The following is a 22,695-nucleotide window of genomic DNA, read 5'->3' as shown; positions in this document are numbered from 1 at the left end:
ACCCGGCGGCGGATCCGGCCCGCGTGGGAAGCTGCCGGGCGTGGCTGTACCCAACCTGACCCGCGACGACGCGGCCGTCCGCGCCCGGCTGCTGGCCGTGCAGGACTACGACCTGCACCTCGACGTGACCGACGGCGCCGGGCACCCCGGCACCTCGACGTTCCGGTCGACGACGACGGTGCGGTTCACCTGCCGCGAGCCCGGCGCGAGCACGTTCATCGACCTCGTCGCCGAGACGGTGCACTCGGCCACCCTGAACGGGACGGCGCTCGACGTCGGCACCTACACCGAGGACGGCGGCCTGCCGCTGCCCGGCCTGGCCGCGGAGAACACCCTCGAGGTCGTCGCCGACTGCCGGTACTCCAACTCCGGCGAGGGCCTGCACCGCTTCGAGGACCCGGAGGACGGGCAGGTCTACCTCTACACGCAGTTCGAGCCGGCCGACGCCAAGCGGATGTTCGCCTGCTTCGACCAGCCCGACCTCAAGGGCACCTACGCGCTGCACGTGGTGGCGCCGTTCGACTGGCAGGTCGTCTCCAACACCGGGGGGCGCACCATCGAGGCCGGCCCCGGCGGGTCGCAGCTCGTGCACTTCGAGCCGACCAAGCGGCTGTCGACCTACCTGGTCGCGCTCGTCGCCGGCCCGTACGCCCGGGTGACCGACGAGCACGACGGCATCCCGCTGGGCCTGTACTGCCGCGCCTCGCTGGCCAAGTACCTGGACCCGGACGAGCTGTTCGCCGTCACCAAGCAGGGCTTCGACTTCTACCACCGGGTGTTCGACTACCCGTACCCGTTCGACAAGTACGACCAGCTGTTCGTGCCGGAGTTCAACGCCGGGGCGATGGAGAACGCCGGCGCGGTCACCTTCCTGGAGGACTACGTCTTCCGGTCCAAGACCAGCCGCGCCCGCTACGAGCGCCGGGCCGAGACGATCCTGCACGAGCTGGCGCACATGTGGTTCGGCGACCTGGTGACCATGCGCTGGTGGGACGACCTGTGGCTGAACGAGTCGTTCGCCACCTACATCAGCACCCTGTGCCAGGCCGAGGCGACCGAGTACACGACCGCGTGGACGACGTTCGCCAACACCGAGAAGGCCTGGGCCTACGCGCAGGACCAGCTGCCCTCCACCCACCCGATCGCGGCCGACATGGTCGACGTCGCCGCGGTCGAGGTGAACTTCGACGGCATCACCTACGCCAAGGGCGCCTCGGTGCTCAAGCAGCTGGTGGCCTACGTCGGCCGGGACGAGTTCCTCGCCGGCATTCGCCGCTACTTCCGCGCCCACGAGTACGGCAACACCACGCTGGCCGACCTGCTCGACCCGCTGTCGGAGGCCACCGGCCGCGACCTGTCCGCGTGGGTGGAGCAGTGGCTGCAGACCAGCCAGGTGAACACGCTGCGGCCGGTCTTCGAGCTGACCGACGACGGCCGCTACGCCTCGTTCGCGATCGAGCAGACCGCCGTCCCCGAGCACCCGCACCTGCGCCGGCACCGGCTGGCCGTCGGGCTCTACGACACCGGGCCGGACGGGCTGACCCGCACCACCCGCGTCGAGCTGGACATCGAGGGCGAGCGCACCGACGTCCCCGAGCTGGTCGGCCACCCGGCGGCCGCGCTCGTGCTGGTCAACGACGACGACCTGACCTACGCCAAGCTGCGGTTGGACGAGGGCTCGCTGGCGACGCTGCGCACCGCGATCGGCACGCTGGCCGACCCGCTGGCCCGGGCGCTGTGCTGGTCGGCGGCGTGGGACATGACCCGCGACGCCGAACTGCCCGCGCGCGAGTGGGTGCAGCTGGTGCTGGCCGGCATCGACGCCGAGACCGAGATCAGCGTCGTCCAGTCGCTGCTGGCCCGGGTGCAGACGGCGCTGACCTCCTACGCCGACCCGCGCTGGGCCGAGGTGGGCTGGCGGGCGTTGGCCGACAAGGCGCTGTCGGCGCTCGGGGCCGCCGCGCCGGGCAGCGACGAGCAGCTGCAGTGGTCGCGCACGCTGGCCGCGGCCGCCCGCACCGAGGAGCACGCCGCCGTGCTGCGCGGCCTGCTCGACGGCAGCCGGGTGGTCGAGGGGCTGGCGGTGGACGCCGACGCGCGGTGGGCCTTCCTCAACGGGCTGGTCGCCATCGGCGCGGCCGGGGACGCCGAGATCGACGCCGAGGCCGAGCGGGACGCCACCGCGACCGGGGTGCGCCGCGCGGCCACCGCCCGGGCGCTGCGGCCCACCGCGGAGTCCAAGGAGGAGACCTGGCGGCGGGCGTTCACCGACGCCAGCGTGCCCAACGCCGTGCACGAGGCGATGCTGGCCGGCTTCTGGCACCCGGCGCAGCGGGAGCTGACCGCCGGGTACGTCGAGCGCTACTTCGCCGACATCCGCCCGCTGTGGGAGAACCGCCCCGGCGAGATCGCCAAGAACGCGGTGCAGTACCTGTTCCCGCCGGTGGTGGAGCTGCGCACGGTGCAGGCCGCCGACGCGTGGCTGGCCGGGGACGAGCACCCCGCGTCGCTGCGCCGGCTGGTGGCCGAGGGCCGCGACGGCATCGCCCGGGCGCTGCGGGCCCGGGAGCGGGACGCCGCCGAGAGCGCCTGACCGCCGGACGACGAGAGGCCCAGGACCCGCCGGGTCCTGGGCCTCTCGCGTGCGCGCGGTGCGGCGGGTGAGCGCCTCAGTGCGTCTGCAGACCCCGCGGGTGCCCGGCCTGGTCCGACATCTGGCGCAGTCCGTTGACGATGCCGCCGACCAGGTCGCCGCCGGCGAAGGAGTTCGTCATGGACAGGACGGCGAGGGCGCAGGCGCGGTCGGGCAGCCGGCGCGCGGCCGCGTGCCCGGTGACGACCTCGACGACCCGCTGCCCCGGGGAGACGGCGACGAGCACCGAGTCGGCCGGGTCGCCGCCGGAGGTGGCGTGCAGCTCCTCGGCGCGGGAGCGGGTGCGCTGACCGAGGTCGCCGACGTACAGCGTGAAGCGCAGGCCGGTCTCGCGGGAGGACATGGTGAGCGCCTCGTCCAGCCGGGAGAGCTCCGGCAGCGAGAACGGCGTCGCGACGCCCTCGGCCTCGTCGGTGCGCGCGGGGTCGGTCGCGTGGGTGGCCGTGTCGTGCGACGTGGCCTCGATCGTGCGGGTCATCGCCGGCCTCCGGGGACGGTCTGGGTCGGGTGGGTCATGGGAGCGCGGTCCGGCGGTGCTGCGGTCACCAGGTGCCGCGGGCGCCGCCGAGCGGGCCGCTGCGGACCGGGACGGGGCGGGCCGCGGCGGCCGCCGAGGAGCCGGCGCCGGACTCGATGCCGTGCGGCTCCTGGTAGACCGAGGACCCGATCGCCTTCGGGCCGCTGTCGTGCGAGCCCGCCGCCGGGCCGTGCAGCGGGTGCGGCTCCCACCAGACCGGCGGGTACTCCCACGCCTGGCCCGGCTTGTAGCGGGCCTTCTTCGTCCGTCCCGGGACGAGCGTCAGGAGGGCGAAGAGGGCGACGACCGCCAGCGGGATCACCGCGAAGATGAGGATGGTCTCGACGACGCTCACGCCCGACAACCTACCGGCAGGCGCCCGTCAACCCGCGGTCGTGTCCCATCCGGGCGGGTGTCGCCGCGCCCACGGGCGGGCCTGCTCCAGCTGCGCGGAGAGCGCGAGGAGCGTGGCCTCGTCGGCCGGGCGCCCGACCAGCATCGTCCCGACGGGCAGCCCGCCCCCGGTCCAGTACAGCGGGACGCTGACCGCCGGCTGCCCGGTGACGTTGTAGACGGCGGCGTAGGCGGCGTAGCGCTTCTGCCGCTCGAAGTCCGGCCCGCCCTCGCCGTCCTCGGTGAACCAGCCCAGCGGCCGCGGCGTCGCCGAGCAGACCGGCGCGAGCAGCACGTCGTAGCCGGCCGTCGCCTGCACCCAGCGGCGGGCGAACAGCCGCAGCACGGTGAGCGCCTCCATCGCCTGCTGCGCGGACAGCGCCAGGCCCCGCTCGCGCAGCTCGCGGGTGAGCGGCCGCAGCTCCCCCACCCGCCGGGGCGGCACCACGAGCGTGGTGGCCGACAGCACCCAGGCCCGCTCGAACGCGGCGACGACGGCCGGGGTGAGCGGCGGGCCGGGCAGGTCCTCGACCTGGTGCCCGAGGTCGGCCAGCAGGCTCGAGGCGTCCTCGAAGGCGGCGACGACGTCGGCGTCCGGCTCCGCACCGGGCATGCCCGGGTCCAGGTAGCGGCCCACCCGCAGCCGGCCCACCGGCCGGTCGGCGGCGCCCAGGAAGGTCTCCCCCGGCGGCAGGGGCGGCGCCCAGGACGGGTCGCCGGGGACCGGCCCGGCCATCGCGTCGAGCATCGCCGCGGCGTCGCGGACGCTGCGGGCGATCGGGCCGTTGGTGCCGAACCCGGTGATGTCGGCGCCGAGCGGGGCGTTGCTGACCCGGCCGCGGGTGGGCTTGAGCCCGAAGAGCCCGTTGACGCCGGCCGGGATGCGGATCGAGCCGCCGCCGTCGCTGCCCTGCGCGAACGGCACGAGCCCGGCGGCCACCGCGACCGCGGCCCCGCCGCTGGAGCCGCCGGCCGACCGCGCCGGGTCCCAGGGGCAGCGCGCGGGCCCGGCCACCGCGTTGTCGGTGTAGCAGGGGAAGCCGAACTCGGGGGTGTTGGTCTTGCCCAGGCTGATCGTGCCGGCGGCGGCCAGCCGGGTGACGACGGCGTCGTCCACCCCGGGCACGAAGTCGGCGTGCAGCGCGGAGCCGAACGTCGTCCGGACGCCGGCGGTGTTGTTCAGGTCCTTGATCGCGGTCGGGACGCCGAGCAGCGGCGGCAGGTCGCCGCCGCGGCGCAGCCGGTCCTCGGCGGCGGTGGCCGCGTCGAGCGCCGCGACCGGGGTGACGGTGACGAACGCGCCGAGCCCGGCGTCGAGGGCGTCGACGCGGGCCAGGCAGTGCTCCACCAGCTCGGTGGGGCTGACCTCCCCCGCGCGGACGGCGGCGGCCTGCTCGAGCGCGGTGAGGTCGTGCAGCTGGGTCACGCCGCCGAACGGTAGACAGTGCGGCGTGGACCTGACCCGCGCGGCCGCCGAGGCGCAGGACGCCGCCGACCCGCTCGCCCCGTTCCGCGACCGCTTCGTCGTCGCCGACACCGACCGGCTGTACCTGGACGGGAACTCGCTCGGCCGGCTGCCGCGGGAGACGCCGGCGGCGCTGGCCCGCGTCGCCGAGGAGCAGTGGGGCCGCGGGCTGGTCGGGTCGTGGTCGTCGTGGATCGGCCGCGCCACCGAGGTCGGGGACCTGCTGGCCACCGGGGTTCTCGGCGCCCGGCCGGGCGAGGTGCTGGTCAGCGACTCGACGTCGGTCGACCTCTACAAGCTGGTCGTCGCCGCCGCCGACGCCCGGCCGGGCCGCGACGTCCTGGTGTGCTGCGCCGACGACTTCCCCACCGACCGGTACCTGGTCGCGGGGGTGGCGGCCGCCCGCGGGATGGCGGTGCGCGAGGTGCCCGCGCACATCGACGAGGGGCTCGACCTCGCCGTGCTCGCCGCGGCACTGGACGAGCGGGTGGCCGTCGTCGTCCTGTCCGCGGTGGCCTACCGCTCGGGCGCGCTGCCCGACCTGGCCGCCGTGACGCGGCTGGTGCACGACGCGGGCGCGCTGGTGCTGTGGGACCTCTCGCACGCCGCCGGAGCGGTGCCGGTGGAGCTCGACGCGATCGGCGCGGACCTGGCGGTCGGCTGCACCTACAAGTACCTCAACGGCGGCCCGGGCGCGCCGGCCTTCCTCTACGTCCGGCGCGACCTGCAGGACCGGCTGCGCCAGCCGATCTGGGGCTGGTTCGGCCAGCGGGACCAGTTCGCGATGGGCCCGGTCTACGACCCGGCGCCGGGCATCGAGCGCTTCGGCGTGGGGACGCCGCCGGTGCTGGCGATGGCCGCGGTCGAGGTCGGCGCGCGGCTGGTGGCCGAGGCCGGCGTCGACCGGCTCGCGGCCAAGGGCCGGGCGCTGACCGACCTGGTGGTGGCGCTGGCCGACGCGTGGCTGGCGCCGCACGGCGTCGTCCTCGCCTCGCCGCGGGACGCCGCCCGCCGCGGGTCGCACGTCAGCCTGGCGCACCCGCAGGCGTGGCAGCTGACCCAGGCGCTGGTCGACCGCGGCGTCACCCCGGACTTCCGGACGCCGGACCGCGTGCGGCTCGGCCCCGCGCCGCTGTACACCCGCTTCGTCGACGTGTGGGACGCGATGGACCGCTTCCGCGCCGTCCTCGCCGAGGGCGCGCACGAGGCGTACCCGACCGAGCGCTCCCGGGTCACCTGACCTCAGGAGTCAGCGGGACGCGGCGGCGAAGACGACCAGGTTCTCCGTCGCAGCGCGGCCGTCGCCCGGCTCGACGCAGGTGATCAGCACCAGCCGGCCCGGCACGGCGGCCCACACGTCGGCGGCGCCGGGCAGCTCGTCGCGGTCGTAGCGGGCGCTGCGCTCGACGGTGTACTCGACCGTCCCCGCGGGGCCGTCCACCCGGACGACGTCGCCCGGGTCCAGCGCGCTGCCGTCGGCGTCGCCGGCCAGGAGCGGGTCGAACCCGTACCTGCCGGCGTCGGTCGAGTGCGCGGCGAGGTAGACGGTGTCGGCCGCGTCGCCGCCCGGCCGGCCGTAGGGCTCGATCCAGTAGGCGGCGGTCAGCGTCGGCGGGTCGATCACCCCGCCGTGCGGGGTCAGCGGCAGCACCGGCAGGTCCAGCCCCACCGCCGGGACGGTCAGGTGCACCGCGGACGACGGCGGCGGCTCCCCGTCGGCCGGCGGCCGCGGCCGGACCGGCTCGTCGGCGACCGGCATCGGCGGTGCGGTCCCGGTCGGGGTCCCGGGCCCGGCCGTCAGCCCGACGGCGAGCAGCGCGGCGCCCGCGACGCCCAGCCCGCCGACCGCCGCGACGGCGGCTCGGTGACGGAGCGGGGACACGTCCGGGACCGTAACGAGACGGCGCGGTCTCCCCGGGACGACGCGCGGCCCGGGTTCAGTCGGGCTCGGGCGCCCCGATCGGGTTGCCGGCCGGCCAGTGCCCCGCGGCGACGACGGCGCGGCGCACCGGCGCGAGCAGCGCGGCCAGCCGGTCGCAGCCGGGGTCGCCCAGCGCCTGCCACGGCCGCAGCGCCAGCCGGTCGGTGTCGGCCTCGATCGCGGTGACCGTCGCCAGGCCCTCGGCGGTGAGCGCGTCGCCGTCCAGCCAGCCGCGGCCGGCCAGGTCGGCGGCGGCGGCGTCCCACTCCTCCGCCGTCCAGCCGCGGGCGCGCAGCAGCCAGTCCCGCTCGGTGCGGCCGGCCGCGACGGCCAGCACGTGCCCGCCCAGCCCGGAGATCCCGCGCTGCACCAGCGCCACGACGTGCCCGTCCCCGCGGTGCTCGCGCAGCGTGGTGAGCGCCTGCCACAGCGCCAGGTGCGGGCGGTCGGGCTCCGGCAGGCCCGCGTTGGCCGCCGCCAGCGGCCGGCCGGGGACGTCCACCGCCGCGGCGGCGGCGCCCGCGAGCGCCGCGGCCTCCGCGGCCTCGGCCGAGTCCGGCCACGACTCCCCCAGCACCCGCCGGGCCGCGGCGTCCACGCCGGCCAGGCGGGCGGCGAGCGCGTCGGCCGGCGGAAGCGCCGACCACACGTCGGGCACCCAGCGGCGGACGAACCCGGGGGCGAACCCGGCGAACGTCGCCGTCACCACCTCGGGCCCGACCGGGCCCAGCGGCGCGGCGCGCATCGCGAAGTAGCCGGCCCAGAAACCGCGCAGCCCTCCGTCCTCGGTGGCGGCGCGGCACTCCGGCGCGAAGTAGGTCAGCGCGTGGAACGGCTCGCCGAGCGCCCAGAGCCGCCGCGCGGTCCCCGGTGACGTCATCCCCGGCCCGCTCGCAGGGGCCCGCCGCGAGCCTGTGAGCGGTGGGGGGCGAGGGGGTCCTTCATGCGCTGACGGTCTCGGGCACGCCCAGCCACTCGCGCCAGCGCGGGTCCACGGTGCGGTGACCGAGCAGCCGCCAGGCCGCGCCGCTGGGCGTTCGCGGCGGGTGCGGCAGCTTCCAGCCCAGCTCGGCCAGCGACCGGTCGGCCTTGGTGTGGTTGCAGCGCCGGCAGGCGGCCACGACGTTGTCCCAGGTGTGGGTGCCGCCGCGGCTGCGCGGCACGACGTGGTCGATGCTGGTCGCCGAGCCGCCGCAGTACACGCAGGTCTGCCCGTCGCGGGTGAACACCGCCCGCCGCGACAGCGGCACCTGCGCCGGGTAGGGCACCCGGACGTAGCGGGTGAGCCGGACGACGACCGGCACGGGCAGCGACACCGACTCGGCGTGGACGACGTCGGCCGCGGAGTCCACCGACACGGCCTTCTCCGCCAGGACGAGCACGATCGCCCGGCGGCTGGAGACCACGCACAGCGGCTCGTAGGTGGCGTTGAGCAAGAGGGTGGCCGCGGTGGTGCCGCGGCCCGGTGCAGGGGGGAGCGGTAAGGGCACGGGGTCGCGGCGCGGGCCCGGCTGGCCTGCGGGCGACCCGTTGACGACACGCGGCACGGGGCACCTCCGAGCGCCGCGGGACGTGCCGCTGGGTGCTGCGCGACCCACGGGCGATCCCATCATGGCCCCGAACGGCGGTTCTGCGCTCGCGGGATGCGCGGCCGGGTGTCGTCCCGGTCACCTACGTTGAGGTCGTGCGCTATCCCGAGGCCCCGCGGCTCGACCTCGTCGAGGACCTGCACGGCACCCCCGTCGCCGACCCCTACCGCTGGCTCGAGGACGTCGCGGACCCGCGCACCCGCGCGTGGACCGACGCCCAGGACGCCCTGACCGCCGAGGCGCTGGCCGCGCTGCCGATGCGCGCCGCCTTCGCCGCCCGGCTCGAGCAGCTCGTGCACGCCGGCGCCGTCGGCGTGCCGGTGCACCGGGCCGGCCGGGCCTTCTCCACCCGCCGCGACCCCGGCCAGGAGCACGCCGTCCTCCGGGTCCGCGAGCCCGACGGCACCGTCCGGGTGCTCGTCGACCCCATGGCGATCGACCCGGACGGCACCACCACCCTCGACGCCTGGTCGCCGTCCTGGGAGGGCGACCGGCTGGCCTACCAGCTCTCCACCGGCGGCGACGAGGAGTCGCGGCTGTACGTGCTCGACGTCGCCACCGGCGAGCAGCTCGACGGGCCGGTCGACCGCTGCCGCTACTCCCCCGTCGCCTGGCTGCCCGGCGGCGAGGAGCTGTTCTACGTCCGCCGGCTCGCGCCGGAGCAGGTCCCGGCCGGCGAGGAGCAGTTCCACCGCCGCGTGTGGCGCCACCGGGTGGGCGCCGACCCCGGCACCGACGTGCTCGTGCACGGCGAGGGCCTCGACCCCACGAACTACTACGGGGTGCGCACCAGCCGCGACGGGCGCTGGCTGACCGTCTCCGCCTCGGCCGGCACCGCCCCGCGCGACGACGTCTGGCTGGCCGACCTCGCCTCCGGCGGCGGGCTGCGCGAGCTGCAGGTCGGCGTCGACGCGCAGACCGCCGCGTGGGTCGCCCGCGACGGCCGGCTGTGGCTGCTCAGCGACCGCGACGCCCCGCGCTGGCGGCTGGCCGTCGCCGACCCCGAGGACCCGGCCACCTGGGCGGTCGGCGCCTGGCGGGAGGTGATCGGCCAGTCCGACGACGGCGTCCTGTCCGACGTCGCGCTGGTCGACGGGCCGGACGGCGGGCTGCAGGTGCTCGCCGTCCACTCGGTCGACGCCACCGACCGGCTCAGCGTCTGGGCGGCCGACGGCTCCGGCAGGCTCGCCGAGGTGACCGCGCTGCCCCCGGGCAGCGTCTCCGGCGTCAGCTCCCCGCCCGAGGGCGGCAGCACCGCCTGGGTCGGCTACACCGACCACGCCACCCCGCCGTCAGTGCTGCGCTGGGACGCCGCCGACCCGACCGCGCTCGCCGAGGACGAGCGGGCCCCGGTCGCCGGCGACGTCCCCGCGATGACCGTCGTGGAGACGCACGCGACCAGCCGCGACGGCACCCCGGTGCACTTGTTCGTGCTCAGCGGCACCGGCCGGCCGGACACCCCGCGGCCGACCGTCCTCTACGGCTACGGCGGCTTCAACGTCGCGCTCACCCCCGCCTACTCGGCGCAGGCCCTGTCCTGGGTCGCGGCCGGCGGCGTGTGGGTCGTGGCCAACCTGCGCGGCGGCTCCGAGCACGGCGAGGAGTGGCACCGCGCCGGCATGCGCGAGCGCAAGCAGAACGTGTTCGACGACTTCGCCGCCGCCGGGGAGCACCTGGTCGCGCAGGGGTGGACGACGCACGACCGGCTGGCCGTGATGGGCGGCTCGAACGGCGGGCTGCTGGTCGGCGCGACGCTCACCCAGCGCCCCGACCTCGCCGCCGCGGTCGTCTGCAGCGCCCCGCTGCTCGACATGGTCCGCTACGAGCGCTTCGGCCTGGGCCGGACGTGGAACGACGAGTACGGCACCGCCGAGGACCCGGTGGAGCTCGGCTGGCTGCTGGGCTACTCGCCGTACCACAACGTGCGCGAGGGGACGGCCTACCCGGCGGTGCTGTTCACGACCTTCGAGAGCGACACCCGGGTCGACCCGCTGCACGCCCGCAAGCTGGCCGCCGCGCTGCAGCACGCCACGACGGCGGAGGCGCCGGTGCTGCTGCGCCGGGAGACCTCCGTGGGCCACGGCGCGCGCGCCGTGAGCCGGACCGTGGGGCTCGCGGCCGACCAGCTGGCGTTCCTCGCCGCGCACACCGGACTGCGCCCCGGCCCCGGCGAGGAATCGCGCACACCTGGCTGACGCGGGCGCCGACGCCTGCGAGAATTTCCGTGATGAGCGCTTCACTGTCCGTGGTCGCAGCGGCCGACGGCGGCACCGCGGAGATCCCCGACTGCGTCACCGAGGTGGGCTCCCTGTGCGCCCGCGTCTACGACCTCTTCGGCATCGACTGGCTGGCGGCCAACGCCGACGCGCTGATCGCCCGGCCGGCGCGGATCCTGCTCGTCGTCGTCCTCGCGGTCGTCGTGCGCGCGCTGCTGCACCGGGGCATCCGGCGGCTGGTCACCCGCACCGCGACGGGCGCCGTGCCGACGATCCTGCGGCCGTGGCGCAACCGGGCCCGCGCCGCCGACCCCGACGGCGTGGAGAGCATCGCCGCCCGCCGCACCCAGCGGGCCGAGGCGATCGGGTCGGTGCTGCGCAGCATCGCCTCGTTCGTGGTGCTGGGCATCGCCGTCGTCCTGGTGCTCGGCGAACTCGGCGTCAACCTCGCGCCGATCATCGCCAGCGCCGGCGTCCTCGGCGTGGCCCTGGGCTTCGGCGCGCAGAACCTGGTCAAGGACTTCATCTCCGGGATCGGGATCATCCTCGAGGACCAGTACGGCGTCGGCGACGTCGTCGACCTCGGCGAGGCCACCGGCACCGTCGAGGCGGTGGGACTGCGGATCACCCGGGTACGGGACGCCCACGGGGTGGTCTGGTACGTCCGCAACGGCGAGGTGCTGCGCGTGGGCAACAAGAGCCAGGGCTTCGCCCAGGTCGTCATCGACATGCCGGTCGCCCACGACACCGACCTCGACGCCTGCCGGCTGGTCATGCAGGAGGTCGCCGACGAGATGTACGCCGAGCCGGAGTGGGCGGCGGTCCTGCTGGCCGAGCCGGAGTCGCTCGGCGTCGAGCAGATCACCGCCCAGGGGGTGGTCATGCGGGTGCAGGTGCGCAGCACGAACACCGACCAGTGGCGGGTGGGCCGCGAGCTGCGGCTGCGGCTGTCCGAGCGGTTCGCCGCCGAGGGCATCCGGACACCGAACCCCGTGCTGGGGGCGGCGCCGGCCGCGCAGGGGGCCACCCGGTGAGCGGGCGGCCGGCCGCCGACGGCCGCCCGGACCCCTCCGCCCGCGAGGTCCCCGAGCAGGCCACCTTCACCGAGGTGCTCGCCGTCGCCGAGTTCCGGCCGCTGTTCGGCAGCTTCCTGCTCTCCACGATCGGCGACCAGCTGGCCCGCGTCGCCCTGACGGTGCTGGTCTACCAGCGCACCGACTCGCCGCTGCTGTCGGCGATCACCTTCGCGATCAGCTACCTGCCGTGGCTGGTCGGCGGGCCGGTGCTGTCGACGCTGGCCGACCGGCTGCCCCGGCACCGGGTGCTCATCGCCAGCGACGTGGCGCGGTGCGTGCTCGTGGCCGGCATGGCGGTGCCCGGCGTGCCGCTGCCGGTCCTGCTGGTGCTGCTGCTGCTCGTGTCGCTGTTCGCGCCGCCGTTCGAGTCGGCCCGCTCGGCGCTGATGGCCGATGTGCTGACCGGCGACCGGTACGCCGTCGCCACCTCGCTGACCAACGTCAGCTCCCAGGTCTCGCAGGTCGTCGGCTTCGCCCTGGGCGGCTCGCTGCTCGCGGCGCTCAGCCCGTCGTGGGTGCTGCTGCTGGACGCCGCCACCTTCGCCGTCTCCGCCGTCTGGCTGCGCCTCGGGCTGCGGCCCCGGCCGGCCACCGCCGCCCCCGACGGCGCGCACGCCTCGGTCTGGCGCGACGCCGGCGACGGGCTGCGGCTGATCACCCGGACGCCGCGGCTGCTCACCCTCGTCGTCCTGGTGTGGGTGGGTGTGATGTTCGCCAACGCGGCGGAGGGCATCGCCGCCCCGCTGGTCGACGAGATCGGCGGCGGCGCCACCGCGGTCGGCCTGCTGCTGACGGCCAACCCGCTGGGCGTGACCATCGGCGGGCTGCTGCTCGCCCGGCTCGTCGCCCCGGCCCGGCGGGACCGGCTGGTCGGGCCGCTCGTGCTGCTGTCGCTGGTGCCGGTGCTGCTGGCCGGGCTGGTCGCGGCGTGGGCCCCGGCCGGGAGGGGGACCTTCGCCGTCGTCCTGGCCTGCATGTTCGTGGCCGGCCTCGGCGCCTGCTGGACCATCCCGCTGAACGTGACCTTCGTGCAGGAGGTGCCGCCGGCCTACCGCGGCCGCGCCATCGGGGTCGCGGTCAGCGGCCTCTACGGCGTGCAGGGCCTGGGCGCGCTGGGCGCCGGCCTGGCCGCCGAGGGGCTGGCGCCCAGCGCGGTCGTGGCCCTGATCGGCGGTCTGGGCGTGCTCGCCGTCCTCCCGCCGCTGCTGGCCTGGACCCGGCTGCAGGCCGCCGGCCGGGCGGGCGACGTGGCGAGCACCGCCGTGGCTGCGGGACGATAGGTCCGTGACCGAGCTTGCGAGGTCACGCATCAGCACAGCACCGTCGGTCACGATGCCGACGAGCGCCAGCGAGGAGACGTCGTGACCGAGCTTGCGAGGTCACGCATCAGCACAGCACCGTCGGTCACGATGCCGACGAGCGCCAGCGAGGAGACGTCGTGACCGAGCCGAGCCGCACGCTGCCCTCGGCGCGGACCTTCTACGACGAGGTGGGCGGGGCGCCGACGTTCGAGCGCCTGGTGTCCCGCTTCTACGCCGGCGTCCGCGCCGACCCGGTCCTCGCGCCGCTGTACCCCCAGGACGACTGGGAGGGCGCCGAGACCCGGCTGCGGATGTTCCTGGAGCAGTACTGGGGCGGCCCCACCACCTACTCGCAGCAGCGGGGCCACCCGCGGCTGCGGATGCGGCACGCCCCGTTCGCCATCGGCCCGGCCGAGCGCGACGCGTGGCTGCGCACCATGCGCGACGCCGTCGACACCCTCGACCTGACCCCCGAGCAGGACGCCACGCTGTGGGGGTACCTGGAGATGGCCGCCCGCAGCATGCAGAACCGCTGGCCCGACGACGCGCACGGCGACCTCTCCCCGCACTGATCGGCGGCGCGACCGCGCGCCGCACCCCGAGCACCTGAGGAGCCCGGTGACCCCGAGCCCGTCGTCCCCGCACGCCCTGCCGATCCGCCCCTTCCGGACCGAGGGCCCGGACTGGTGGCGCGACGCCGTCTTCTACCAGGTCTACATCCGCAGCTTCGCCGATGGGAACGGCGACGGCGTCGGCGACCTGGCCGGCATCCGGGCGCGCCTGCCGCACCTGGTCGACCTGGGCGTCGACGCCCTGTGGATCACGCCCTTCTACCCCTCGCCGATGGCCGACCACGGCTACGACGTCGCCGACCCGCGCGACGTCGAGCCGGCCTTCGGCGACCTGGCCGAGTTCGACGCGCTGCTGGCCGAGGCGCACGCCGCCGGCATCCGGGTGACCGTCGACCTGGTGCCCAACCACAGCTCGCACGCCCACGAGTGGTTCGAGGCGGCGCTGGCCGCCGGGCCCGGCTCCCCGGAGCGGGCGCGCTACCTGTTCCGCGACGGCCGCGGCCCGGACGGCGCCGAGCCGCCCAACAACTGGCCGTCGGTCTTCGGCGGGCCGGCGTGGTCGCGGGTGCCCGACGGGCAGTGGTACCTGCACATCTTCGCCCCCGAGCAGCCCGACCTGGACTTCACCAACCCCGAGGTGCTGGCCGACCTCGAGGAGACCATGCGGTTCTGGCTGGCCCGCGGGGTCGACGGGTTCCGCATCGACGTCGCCCACGGCATGGCCAAGCCCGAGGGGCTGCCGGACATGGTGCCGATGGAGGACACCGGCCTGCTGGCCGACCACGGCCCGGGCGACCACCGGTTCGACCAGGACGGCGTCCACGAGGTGCACCGGCGGATCCGGCGGGTGCTCGACGCCCACCCCGGCTCGATGGCCGTCGGCGAGGTGTGGGTGTCCGACGACGACCGGCTGGCGCAGTACCTGCGCCCCGACGAGCTGCAGCTGGCGTTCAACTTCAAGCTGCTGACCGCCGACTGGGACGCCGAGGCGCTGCGGACGGCGGTGGTCCACTCGCTGGCCACCGTCGTGGGGACGCCGGCGCCGGCCTGCTGGGTGCTGTCCAACCACGACCGCCCGCGGCACGTCACCCGCTACGGCGACGGCACCGTGGGCACCCGCCGGGCGCGGGCGGCGGCGCTGCTGCAGCTGGCCCTGCCGGGCGCGGCGTACCTGTACAACGGCGACGAGCTGGGCATGCCCGACGTCGACCTGCCCGACGAGGCGCTGCAGGACCCGATCTGGGAGCGCTCGGGCCACACCGAGCGCGGCCGCGACGCCTGCCGCATCCCGGTGCCGTGGTCGGGCACCGAGCCCTCCTACGGGTTCTCCACCCGGCCGGACACCTGGCTGCCGATGCCCGCCGGCTGGGGCCCGCTCACCGCCGAGGCGCAGGCGGCCGACGCCGGTTCGATGCTGTCGCTGTACCGTCGTGCGCTCGCGCTGCGGGCGACCTCGCCGGCGGTCCGCGGCGAGGGCCTGGAGTGGCTGCCGGCGCCCGCGGGGTGCCTGGCGTTCCGCCGTCCCGGCGGCCTGGTCTGCCTGGTCAACCTCGGCCCGGCCGGGGTCCCGCTGCCGGAGGGCGAGGTGCTGCTGGCCAGCGACGACGTGTCCGGCGGCACGGTCGGCGTCGACACGGCGGTCTGGCTCACCGCCTGATGGAGGGCCTCCCTGCCCCCCACCGCTCGGAGCTCGCGGTGGGCCCCTGCAGGGAGGCCCCGGCGCGTCCCCGCGCGGCGCGCCGGAGGGTGTCCGCCGTCCCCCTGCGTCGAGGGGCGCGGATCGCGGACGCGGATAGAATCGACGGCGTAACGACGCGTCACGGGGGACGCTCAACACCACGGTCGACCGGCCCCTGGCCGGGGCCCTGCCCTGGGGAGGCCGCCCGCAGATGACGCTGCTGCAGGTCGAGGGACTGCGCAGGTCCTTCGGAGGACGGCGGGTCCTGCGGGACGTCAGCTTCAGCATCGACGAGGGCGAGGTCGTCGGCCTCGTCGGCGCCAACGGCGCGGGCAAGTCGACGCTCGGCGACATCGTCGCCGGGATCACCGCCCCCGACGGCGGCCTGATGACGCTGCAGGGCGCGGCGTACGCGCCGCTGTCGGCCGAGGACGCCCGCCACCTCGGCGTCGGCGTGGTCGAGCAGCTGATCCGGATCGACCCGGAGCTCACCGTCGCCCAGGCGGTGTTCCGCGGGACGCCGAAGGCCGGGCGACCGCAGGCCGAGCTCCGCCGGCAGGCGCAGGTGCTGCTGTCCGAGGTCACCCTCGACATCAGCCCCGACACCCTCGTCGGCGAGCTGCCCCACTTCGTCTACGGCCTGGTCGAGATCGCCCGCATGCTCGCCGAGGACACCCGGCTGGTGGTGCTCGACGAGGTCTCCGCGGCGCTGCTGCCGGCCGAGGTCACCGGCCTGCACGCGGTGGCCGACCGGCTGCGCCGGCAGGGCCGCGGCGTCCTCTACATCAGCCACCGGCTGCCCGAGATGCTCGAGGTGGTCGACCGCGTGCTGGTGCTGCGCGAGGGCCGGATCGCGCTCGACGCGCCCAGCTCGACGCTGGACCCGGTGCGGCTGGCCGCGGCCACCATCGAGGGCATGGCGCCGGTGCCCCCGCCCCGCGTCGAGGAGCCGCAGGCCGAGGACGCCGTCCCGGTGGAGCGGCCCCGCCGGCCGGCGCCCGCCGACGACGAGGTCGTCCTGCAGGTGCGCAACCTGCGGGTGCCCGACCGGGTGGAAGGCGTGGACCTGCTGCTGCGGCGCGGCGAGGTCATCGGGCTGACCGGCCACCGCTCCTCCGGCGTCCGGGAGATCGCGGGCGCCCTCAGCGGCGAGCTGCCGGCGGTCAGCGGCGAGGCCCTGCTGCACGGCGAGCCGGCCGACGTCGAGGCGCTGCGGCTGCCCGCCTACACCCCCGACGACGACGCCTACGGGGTCGACCCGGGCGAGACGATCGCGCGGACGCTGGTGCGGGAGCCGTACGGCGCGCTGACCGACCTGCGCACCGAGATCGCCCAGCTGCGCGGGGTGATCCGCACGGTGCACAGCCTGGACGTGAAGACGCTGAGCATCCGCACGATGTTCGGGGCGCTGTCCGGCGGCGACCAGCACAAGCTGGCGCTGGCCCGTTGGATGGCCACGGCCCCGGACGTCGTCGTCGTCCACGAGCCCACCCGCGGGCTGGACGTGCGGGCCCGCGCCCAGGTGCGGCAGCTGCTGGACGAGGCCACCGCGCACGGCACCTCGGTCGTCGTGGTCTCCGTCGACCCGGACGAGCTGGCCGAGTGCTGCGACCGGGTCGGCATCGTGGCCGGCGGCCGGGTGACCCGCTGGATCGACACCCACGGGCTGGCGACCGCCGCCGTCCGCGAGCACATCGAGGCCGCCACCGCCGCCTGAGCGGCCGCCCGTCCCCCGTCCGGACGGCCGCCCCAGCGGTCCTGCGCGGTGCCGCCCGCCCCCCGGCCGGACGGCACCGCCCCTGCGTCAGACGGCGACGGTGCCGGCGATGGCGCGCAGCTTGTGCCGGGCCAGGGCGAGGTTCGCGGTCACGCGGTTGAGCACGAGGTAGATGAACAGGCCGGCGTTGCCCTGCCCCTTGAGCACGTTGATCAGGTGGTACTGGCCGGCGAGCGTGATCAGGATGTCCTCGACCTCGTCCTTCAGCTCGAGGTCGGAGATGGTCCGCAGCTTCGCGCGGACCACGTTGGAGTTGCCGGCGGCGGCGACGTTGAGGTCGAAGCCGGGCGTGCCGCCGGCCGCCAGGGCCATGCCGCTGTCGATGTCGACGATCGCGGCGCCGCTGGCGCCCTCGATCCCGAGCAGGTCGGCGATCACGTTGTCGAGCTGTGCCACGGGTGGTGCTCCGTTCGTCTCTCGTGGGGGACGCAGCGCGGGGCTGCGCGCCGGGCCGGGGGGCGACCCGGGTCGAGCGGGCGGGCCGGACGGGCGGAGGGGCCGGGAGTCCCCCGGTGGTGGGGCCGGGACGTCGGGCGCCTGCTGCTGCGCCCGCCGCTCCGGTGCCGCGTGCTGCGGTGCGGGGCGTCCTCGCCCCCACAGCGACGCCCACCACCCGGTTGCCATGCCCTGTTCCGCCTTCGCCGAGAGGCTCGCCGTCCCCAGGGAACACGAGGTCGTGAGGGGCGGGCAAACCGAACGACGTATCTGCTGGTGAGCGCGTGGCCACCCACGGCCACCGTCGCGGGGCCCCGCCGGACCGCACCGCGGACGGCCGCCGGCCGGCCCTCGGGTACCTTCCGGCGGGGGCCGGGCGCCTGCCGCCCGCCCGCATCGGAACCGCCGGAGGAGACGCTCGTGAAGACCCGGGACCTGGCCTACGTCGCCCTCTTCGCCGCCGTGATCGCGGTACTGGGACTGCTGCCGGCGGTGTACCCGCTGGGCTCGGCCGTGCCGATCACCGCGCAGACCCTCGGGGTCATGCTGGCCGGCTCCGTGCTCGGTGCCCGCCGGGGCGCCCTGGCGGTGCTCGTCTTCCTCGCCGTCGTCGCCGCCGGCCTGCCGGTGCTCTCGGGCGGCCGCGGGGGGCTCGTGTGGTTCGCCAGCGCGTCGGCCGGCTACCTGTACAGCTGGCCGATCGCCGCCTTCGTCATCGGCGCACTGACCCAGCTGACCTGGCGCCGGTTCAACCTCGCCTGGGCCATGGCGGCCAACCTGATCGGCGGCGTCGCGGTGATCTACGCGATCGGCATCCCGTTCGTCAGCGTCTACACCGACGCCTCGCTGACCGCGGCCGCGTCCTCCGCCGTCGCCTTCATCCCTGGCGACCTGGTCAAGGCCGGGATCGCCTCGGTCGTCGCCGTCGCCGTGCACAAGGCGTACCCGGTCATCGAGCTGCCCCGCCGGCGGCCGGCGGCGGGCTGAGCCGTGCGGTGGGGACGGCGGGCGGCCGACGTCGCCGCGGCCGCGGTCCTCCCCCGGACGGCGATCGAGCTGCGGGACGTCGCCCATGCGTACGGCGAGCGGCCGGTCCTGCGCGACGTCACGCTGAGCCTCGCGGAGTCCCGGGTCGGCGTGGTCGGCGCCAACGGCTCCGGCAAGAGCACCTTCGCCCGGCTGCTCAACGGGCTGGTCGTCCCCACCTCGGGGACCGTGCTCGTCGACGGCCTGGACACCCGCACGCAGCTGCGGGAGGTGCGCCGGCGGGTGGGCTTCGTGTTCCAGGACCCGGACGCGCAGATCGTGCACCCCACCGTCGCCGAGGACGCCGAGTTCGGCCTCACCAACCTGGGCGTCGAGCCGGCCGAGCGGGCGCGGCGGGTGGCGGAGGTCCTGGACCGCTACGGGCTGGCCGGGCACCGCGACCACCCGGCGCACCTGCTCAGCGGCGGGCAGAAGCAGCTGCTGGCCATCGCCGGGGTGCTGGTGATGGAGCCACAGCGGGTGGTGTTCGACGAGCCGACCACCCTGCTGGACCTGGCCAACACCCGCCGGGTCGCGCGGGTCATCGAGGAGCTGGAGCAGGACGTCGTCGTCGTCACCCACCACCTCGACCTGCTCGCCGGCTTCGACCGGGTGCTGGTGTTCGAGGACGGCCGGGTCGCCGCGGACGGCGCGCCAGCCGAGGCGGTCCGCTGGTACGTGGACCGGATGACGTGACCGAGCTCGCGAGGTCACGCAGGGACACAGCACGCTGCGTCGTGACGCCGACGAGCGCCGGCGAGGAGGCAGCGTGACGCTGTCGTTGTACGTGCCGGTCGCCAGCCCGGTGCACCGCGCGCCGGCCGGGCTGAAGCTCGGGCTGCTGGCGGCGCTGGCGGTGGCGCTGTTCCTGGTGGACCGGATCGCCGTGGTCGGCGGGGCGCTGGCCGTCGTGCTGCTGACCGGGCTGTTCGCCGCCCGGCTGCCGTGGCGGGCGGTGCTGGCCCAGGTCGGGCCGGTGTGGCCGTGGCTGGTGGCGCTGCTCGCCTTCCACCTGCTCGTCACCGGCTGGCGCACCGGCACGCTGGTGGTGCTGCGGCTGCTGGCCCTGGTGGTGGCCGCCGCGGTGGTGACCGCCACGACGCGGGTCACCGAGCTGGTCGCCGTCGTGGAGTGGCTGGTGCGGCCGCTGGCGCTGGTCGGCGTCCGGCCGGCGCGGGTCGGGCTGGTGATCGCGATGACGCTGCGCTTCATCCCGCTGGTCGCCGAGCGGGCCCAGCGCGTCCGCGAGGCGCAGGCCGCCCGCGGCGCGCAGCGCGTCCGTGTCCAGGCGCTGGTGCCGCTGCTCATCCAGGTGCTGCGGCTGGCCACGACGCTCGGCGAGGCGCTGGACGCCCGCGGCGCCGACGCCCCCGCCACCCCGCCGCGCCGCCGTGCGGCAGCATCGGCGCCGTGACCGGCACGCTGCTCCAGATCTGGTCCGCCCCGGCCGCGGCGCGGCCGATGCGCCGGCTGGCCGGCGCGCGGCTGGTGGCCGGCCAGGGGCTCGAGGGCGACCGCTACGCGCTCGGCGGCGGCACCTGGGCGCAGTACCCGGACCTGGAGAAGCAGCTGACGCTGATCGACGCCGACGACGTCGCCGCGGTCGCCGCCGAGGTGGGCGCCCCGCTCGCGCCCGGGGACACCCGCCGCAACCTGGTCACCGGCGGCGTCGCGCTGCCCGAGCTGGTCGGCGGCTGGTTCGCCGTCGGGCACGCGCTGCTGTTCGGCATGAAGCGCTGCCCGCCGTGCACCCACCTGGAGCGGTTGACCGGCACGAGGCTGGTCAAGGCCATGGCGTACCGCGGCGGGATCAACGCGGCGGTGTTCGGCGGGGCGGTGGTCGCCGAGGGCGCCGTCGTCCGCCCGGTGTCGGAGGAGGAGGCGGCCCGGCGGGGCGCGCCCACCGGCGCGGACCGGCCGGTGCCGCGGCAGGTCTGACTCAGCAGGCCCGCACGACCATCGCGACCCCCTGGCCGCCGCCGACCGCGATCGCGGCCAGCCCGGTGCCGCCCCGGCCGGAGCGGACGAGCTGGCTGAACAGCCGGACGGCGAGCACCGCACCCGAGGCCCCCCACGGGTGGCCGAGGGCCAGCGCGCCGCCCTCGGGGCAGACCCGCTCGGGGTCGAGCCCCAGCTCCGCGCAGCAGGCCAGGACCTGCCCGGCGAACGCCTCGTTGAACTCGACCACGTCGACGTCGTCGAGGCCGAGCCCGGCGCGGTCGAGGGCCTGCCGCGCGGCGGGCACGATGCCCAGCCCCGGCCGGTTGGGGTCGACGCCGGCGGTCGCGGTGGCCAGCACGCGCAGGCCCGGCACCCCGAGCCGCCGGTGGGTGCCGGCGTCGACGAGGGCGACCGCGGCCGCGCCGTCGTTCACCCCGCACGCGTTGCCCACGGTCACGGCGCCGCCGGGGACGAACGCCGGGCGCAGCCGGCCCAGCCGCTCCACGGTCAGCCCGGTGCGCGGCCGCTCGTCCCGCGTCACGCCGGCCACCGGCACCAGCTCCGCGGCGAACCCGCCGGCCTGCGCGGTGGCGACCGCGCGGGCGTGCGACCGGGCGGCGTAGGCGTCCTGCGCGGCGCGGGAGACGCCGTGCTCGCGGGCGACCAGCTCGGCGGCGGGGCCCATGTCGGGGTCGCCGACGGCGGCCGGGGCGAACGGCGCCCGGGTGTAGCGGACCGGCGGCTCCTCGCCCCGCGGCGGCCACATCCGCCAGGGCGCGGTGGACGCCGACTCGACGCCGCCGGCGAGGACGGCGCCGCTCTCCGCCCGCAGCTGCGCCGCGGCCAGCACGATCGCGGCCAGGCCGCTGCCGCACTGCCGGTCGACGGTCAGCCCGGGCACGGTCACCGGCAGGCCGGCCTGCAGCGCGGCGACCCGGGCGACGTCGCCGCCGGGGCCGGTGCAGTTGCCGAGGACGACCTCGCGCAGGTCGACGCTCGCGGGCAGCCCGGCGGCGAGGTCGGCGAGCACCGCGGCGGCCAGGTCGGCGGCGGTGCAGGAGGCCAGCGCGTGGCCCGCCGTCCCGATCGGGGTGCGGCGCGCGGCCACGATCACGGGGTCGCTCAGCGGCTCGCTCACCGGGGGCCCGCCGGGTCCAGCCGGCCGGCCGCGGCGAGCTCGGCGACCGCGGCCCGGTCCACCTTGCCGGCGCCGGTGAGCGGCAGCGCCGGCAGCGCGTACCAGCGGCGGGGCCGCTGGGCCGGGGCCAGCCGGGCCCGCGCGGCGGCCCGCGCCCGGGGCAGCGCGGCGGGGTCGGTCAGGACCGCGGTCACCACGGCGCCCAGCCGCGGGTGGGGCACGCCGACGACCAGCACGTCGCTGCCGGTGGCGCGGCGGAGGGTCTGCTCGACCTCCGGGACGAGCACGGTGACCCCGCCGGTGAGCACCGCGTCGGCGCCCCGCCCGGTCACGGTGAGCACCCCGCCGGTCAGCCGGCCGCGGTCGCCCACGGTGGCGAAGCCGTCCGCGGCGAGGCTGAACGGGCCGTCGCCGTCCAGGTAGCCGGCCGACAGGTACGGCGAGCGGGCCCAGATCCGGCCGTCGCGGACCTCGACGGCCACGCCGGGGAACGGCCGCAGGTCCTCCTCGGAGGTGCCCCACGCGACGAAGGAGAGCTCGGCGGCGCCGTAGTAGTGGGCGACCCGCGCCCCGGCCGCCCGGGCCCGCTCCGCCAGGTGGACGTCCAGCCGGTCGCCGGCGACGACGACGGTGCGCCCCCGCAGGCCGGCGCCCGCCCGCAGGGCGGCCGCCAGCGTGGCCGGGGTGAGGTGGACGTGCGTGGCCTCCTCCGGCGTGGCCACCAGCGCGGCGCCCAGGTGCCGGGCGTGGACGGCCGCGAAGAGGTTCATCGTCGCCGCCAGCGGGCCCGGCACGCACACGCGCGCCGAGCGGTCCATGCCGGCCAGCGCCGACACGTGCGCGAAGGAGTCGACCCAGGAGGCGGTGGTGCGGACGACGACCCGCGGGCGGTCGGTCGTGCCGGAGGTGCGCAGCGCGATCGAGCCGCCCCGCGCGTGCGCGTCGAGGACGGCGGCGACGGGGTCGGCGGCCGCGGCGACGTCCGTCGGGAGCACGG

The 22,695-nt window shown here is 76.7% G+C and carries 21 protein-coding genes; 12 read left to right on the top strand and 9 right to left on the bottom strand.

Annotated features, from left to right (window positions below; translation table 11 throughout):
- Nucleotides 1–40: 40 nt before the first annotated feature.
- Nucleotides 41–2,593: an aminopeptidase N gene (gene pepN, locus ACI79F_RS04860; protein ID WP_456543985.1), complete on the top strand. Its 2,553-nt coding sequence runs from the start codon at nucleotides 41–43 to the stop codon at nucleotides 2,591–2,593.
- Between the two features lie 76 nt (nucleotides 2,594–2,669).
- Here pepN and ACI79F_RS04855 read toward each other — a convergent pair whose 3' ends face one another.
- The 3 genes from ACI79F_RS04855 to ACI79F_RS04845 all read right to left on the bottom strand — a co-directional run bounded on the left by ACI79F_RS04855 (nucleotide 2,670) and on the right by ACI79F_RS04845 (nucleotide 4,989).
- Entirely contained in the window at nucleotides 2,670–3,131 is a 462-nt protein-coding gene (locus ACI79F_RS04855) for a DUF5130 family protein (protein WP_456543986.1), read from the bottom strand.
- A 64-nt stretch (nucleotides 3,132–3,195) separates the two neighbouring features.
- Complete coding sequence (ctaJ, locus tag ACI79F_RS04850; RefSeq protein ID WP_456543987.1) at nucleotides 3,196–3,525, bottom strand: aa3-type cytochrome oxidase subunit CtaJ; 330 nt, start codon at nucleotides 3,523–3,525, stop codon at nucleotides 3,196–3,198.
- A gap of 27 nt (nucleotides 3,526–3,552) precedes the next feature.
- Complete coding sequence (locus tag ACI79F_RS04845) at nucleotides 3,553–4,989, bottom strand: amidase (protein WP_456543988.1); 1,437 nt, start codon at nucleotides 4,987–4,989, stop codon at nucleotides 3,553–3,555.
- 25 nt (nucleotides 4,990–5,014) lie between these two features.
- Here ACI79F_RS04845 and kynU point away from each other — a divergent pair, with 25 nt between their 5' ends.
- Nucleotides 5,015–6,268: a kynureninase gene (gene kynU / locus ACI79F_RS04840; protein ID WP_456543989.1), complete on the top strand. Its 1,254-nt coding sequence runs from the start codon at nucleotides 5,015–5,017 to the stop codon at nucleotides 6,266–6,268.
- Nucleotides 6,269–6,277: 9 nt separating this feature from the next.
- Here kynU and ACI79F_RS04835 read toward each other — a convergent pair whose 3' ends face one another.
- From ACI79F_RS04835 to ACI79F_RS04825, 3 genes are all read right to left on the bottom strand, one after another.
- Nucleotides 6,278–6,910 (bottom strand): class F sortase, encoded by a 633-nt coding sequence (locus ACI79F_RS04835; protein WP_456543990.1) that lies wholly within the window; start codon nucleotides 6,908–6,910, stop codon nucleotides 6,278–6,280.
- Between the two features lie 55 nt (nucleotides 6,911–6,965).
- Nucleotides 6,966–7,829, bottom strand: a complete 864-nt coding sequence (locus ACI79F_RS04830) for an SCO6745 family protein (protein ID WP_456543991.1) — start codon at nucleotides 7,827–7,829, stop codon at nucleotides 6,966–6,968.
- A 61-nt stretch (nucleotides 7,830–7,890) separates the two neighbouring features.
- Entirely contained in the window at nucleotides 7,891–8,439 is a 549-nt protein-coding gene (locus ACI79F_RS04825; RefSeq protein ID WP_456543992.1) for an HNH endonuclease, read from the bottom strand.
- Between the two features lie 194 nt (nucleotides 8,440–8,633).
- Here ACI79F_RS04825 and ACI79F_RS04820 point away from each other — a divergent pair, with 194 nt between their 5' ends.
- The 6 genes from ACI79F_RS04820 (at nucleotide 8,634) to ACI79F_RS04795 (ending at nucleotide 17,098) form a co-directional block, all read left to right on the top strand.
- Nucleotides 8,634–10,733 (top strand): prolyl oligopeptidase family serine peptidase, encoded by a 2,100-nt coding sequence (locus tag ACI79F_RS04820; protein WP_456543993.1) that lies wholly within the window; start codon nucleotides 8,634–8,636, stop codon nucleotides 10,731–10,733.
- A 32-nt stretch (nucleotides 10,734–10,765) separates the two neighbouring features.
- A complete protein-coding gene (locus ACI79F_RS04815) occupies nucleotides 10,766–11,788 on the top strand; it encodes a mechanosensitive ion channel family protein (RefSeq protein ID WP_456543994.1) in 1,023 nt (340 codons plus the stop codon).
- Nucleotides 11,785–13,110, top strand: coding sequence for an MFS transporter (locus ACI79F_RS04810; protein WP_456543995.1), 1,326 nt, complete (start codon nucleotides 11,785–11,787; stop codon nucleotides 13,108–13,110). Before ACI79F_RS04815 ends, ACI79F_RS04810 begins: the two co-directional genes overlap by 4 nt.
- A 158-nt stretch (nucleotides 13,111–13,268) precedes the next feature.
- Entirely contained in the window at nucleotides 13,269–13,703 is a 435-nt protein-coding gene (locus ACI79F_RS04805; RefSeq protein ID WP_456543996.1) for a globin, read from the top strand.
- A 46-nt stretch (nucleotides 13,704–13,749) separates the two neighbouring features.
- The gene (locus ACI79F_RS04800; protein WP_456543997.1) at nucleotides 13,750–15,360 is read left to right on the top strand and encodes a glycoside hydrolase family 13 protein; all 1,611 of its coding nucleotides are present in this window, start codon (nucleotides 13,750–13,752) and stop codon (nucleotides 15,358–15,360) included.
- A 232-nt stretch (nucleotides 15,361–15,592) separates the two neighbouring features.
- The gene (locus ACI79F_RS04795) at nucleotides 15,593–17,098 is read left to right on the top strand and encodes an ATP-binding cassette domain-containing protein (RefSeq protein ID WP_456543998.1); all 1,506 of its coding nucleotides are present in this window, start codon (nucleotides 15,593–15,595) and stop codon (nucleotides 17,096–17,098) included.
- An 87-nt stretch (nucleotides 17,099–17,185) separates the two neighbouring features.
- On the opposite strand, the gene ACI79F_RS04790 is transcribed toward ACI79F_RS04795, so the two are convergent.
- The gene (locus tag ACI79F_RS04790) at nucleotides 17,186–17,554 is read right to left on the bottom strand and encodes a hypothetical protein (protein ID WP_456543999.1); all 369 of its coding nucleotides are present in this window, start codon (nucleotides 17,552–17,554) and stop codon (nucleotides 17,186–17,188) included.
- 459 nt (nucleotides 17,555–18,013) lie between these two features.
- Here ACI79F_RS04790 and ACI79F_RS04785 point away from each other — a divergent pair, with 459 nt between their 5' ends.
- The 4 genes from ACI79F_RS04785 to ACI79F_RS04770 all read left to right on the top strand — a co-directional run bounded on the left by ACI79F_RS04785 (nucleotide 18,014) and on the right by ACI79F_RS04770 (nucleotide 20,557).
- Nucleotides 18,014–18,580 carry a biotin transporter BioY gene (locus tag ACI79F_RS04785; protein ID WP_456544000.1) on the top strand — a complete coding sequence of 189 codons (567 nt, stop codon included), beginning with the start codon at nucleotides 18,014–18,016 and terminating at the stop codon, nucleotides 18,578–18,580.
- Between the two features lie 3 nt (nucleotides 18,581–18,583).
- On the top strand, nucleotides 18,584–19,315 hold the full coding sequence (locus tag ACI79F_RS04780) for an energy-coupling factor ABC transporter ATP-binding protein (protein WP_456544001.1): 732 nt from the start codon (nucleotides 18,584–18,586) through the stop codon (nucleotides 19,313–19,315).
- A gap of 73 nt (nucleotides 19,316–19,388) precedes the next feature.
- The gene (locus tag ACI79F_RS04775) at nucleotides 19,389–20,033 is read left to right on the top strand and encodes a CbiQ family ECF transporter T component (RefSeq protein WP_456544002.1); all 645 of its coding nucleotides are present in this window, start codon (nucleotides 19,389–19,391) and stop codon (nucleotides 20,031–20,033) included.
- Nucleotides 20,030–20,557 carry an MOSC domain-containing protein gene (locus ACI79F_RS04770; protein ID WP_456544003.1) on the top strand — a complete coding sequence of 176 codons (528 nt, stop codon included), beginning with the start codon at nucleotides 20,030–20,032 and terminating at the stop codon, nucleotides 20,555–20,557. The genes ACI79F_RS04775 and ACI79F_RS04770 overlap by 4 nt, the downstream gene beginning before the upstream one ends.
- Nucleotide 20,558: 1 nt before the next feature.
- Here the strand turns inward: ACI79F_RS04770 and ACI79F_RS04765 are convergent, their stop codons facing one another.
- Together ACI79F_RS04765 and ACI79F_RS04760 are read right to left on the bottom strand one after the other, a co-directional pair.
- A complete protein-coding gene (locus tag ACI79F_RS04765; protein ID WP_456544004.1) occupies nucleotides 20,559–21,698 on the bottom strand; it encodes a thiolase family protein in 1,140 nt (379 codons plus the stop codon).
- Nucleotides 21,695–22,693, bottom strand: coding sequence for an AMP-binding protein (locus ACI79F_RS04760; protein WP_456544005.1), 999 nt, complete (start codon nucleotides 22,691–22,693; stop codon nucleotides 21,695–21,697). The genes ACI79F_RS04765 and ACI79F_RS04760 overlap by 4 nt, the downstream gene beginning before the upstream one ends.
- Nucleotides 22,694–22,695: the final 2 nt, after the last annotated feature.

It is taken from the genome of Blastococcus sp. SYSU D00868, from assembly GCF_054050575.1.
The sequence above is the reverse complement of the archived record's forward strand: the minus strand, read 5'-3'. Positions and strand labels throughout refer to the sequence as shown.

What these genes read in the sequence shown, in the direction of transcription:
- ACI79F_RS04855 (WP_456543986.1), bottom strand. Translation starts at nt 3,131, where the DNA reads ATGACCCGCACGATCGAGGCCACGTCGCACGACACGGCCACCCACGCG.
- ACI79F_RS04830 (WP_456543991.1), bottom strand. Translation starts at nt 7,829, where the DNA reads ATGACGTCACCGGGGACCGCGCGGCGGCTCTGGGCGCTCGGCGAGCCG.
- ACI79F_RS04815 (WP_456543994.1), top strand. Translation starts at nt 10,766, where the DNA reads ATGAGCGCTTCACTGTCCGTGGTCGCAGCGGCCGACGGCGGCACCGCG.
- ACI79F_RS04795 (WP_456543998.1), top strand. Translation starts at nt 15,593, where the DNA reads ATGACGCTGCTGCAGGTCGAGGGACTGCGCAGGTCCTTCGGAGGACGG.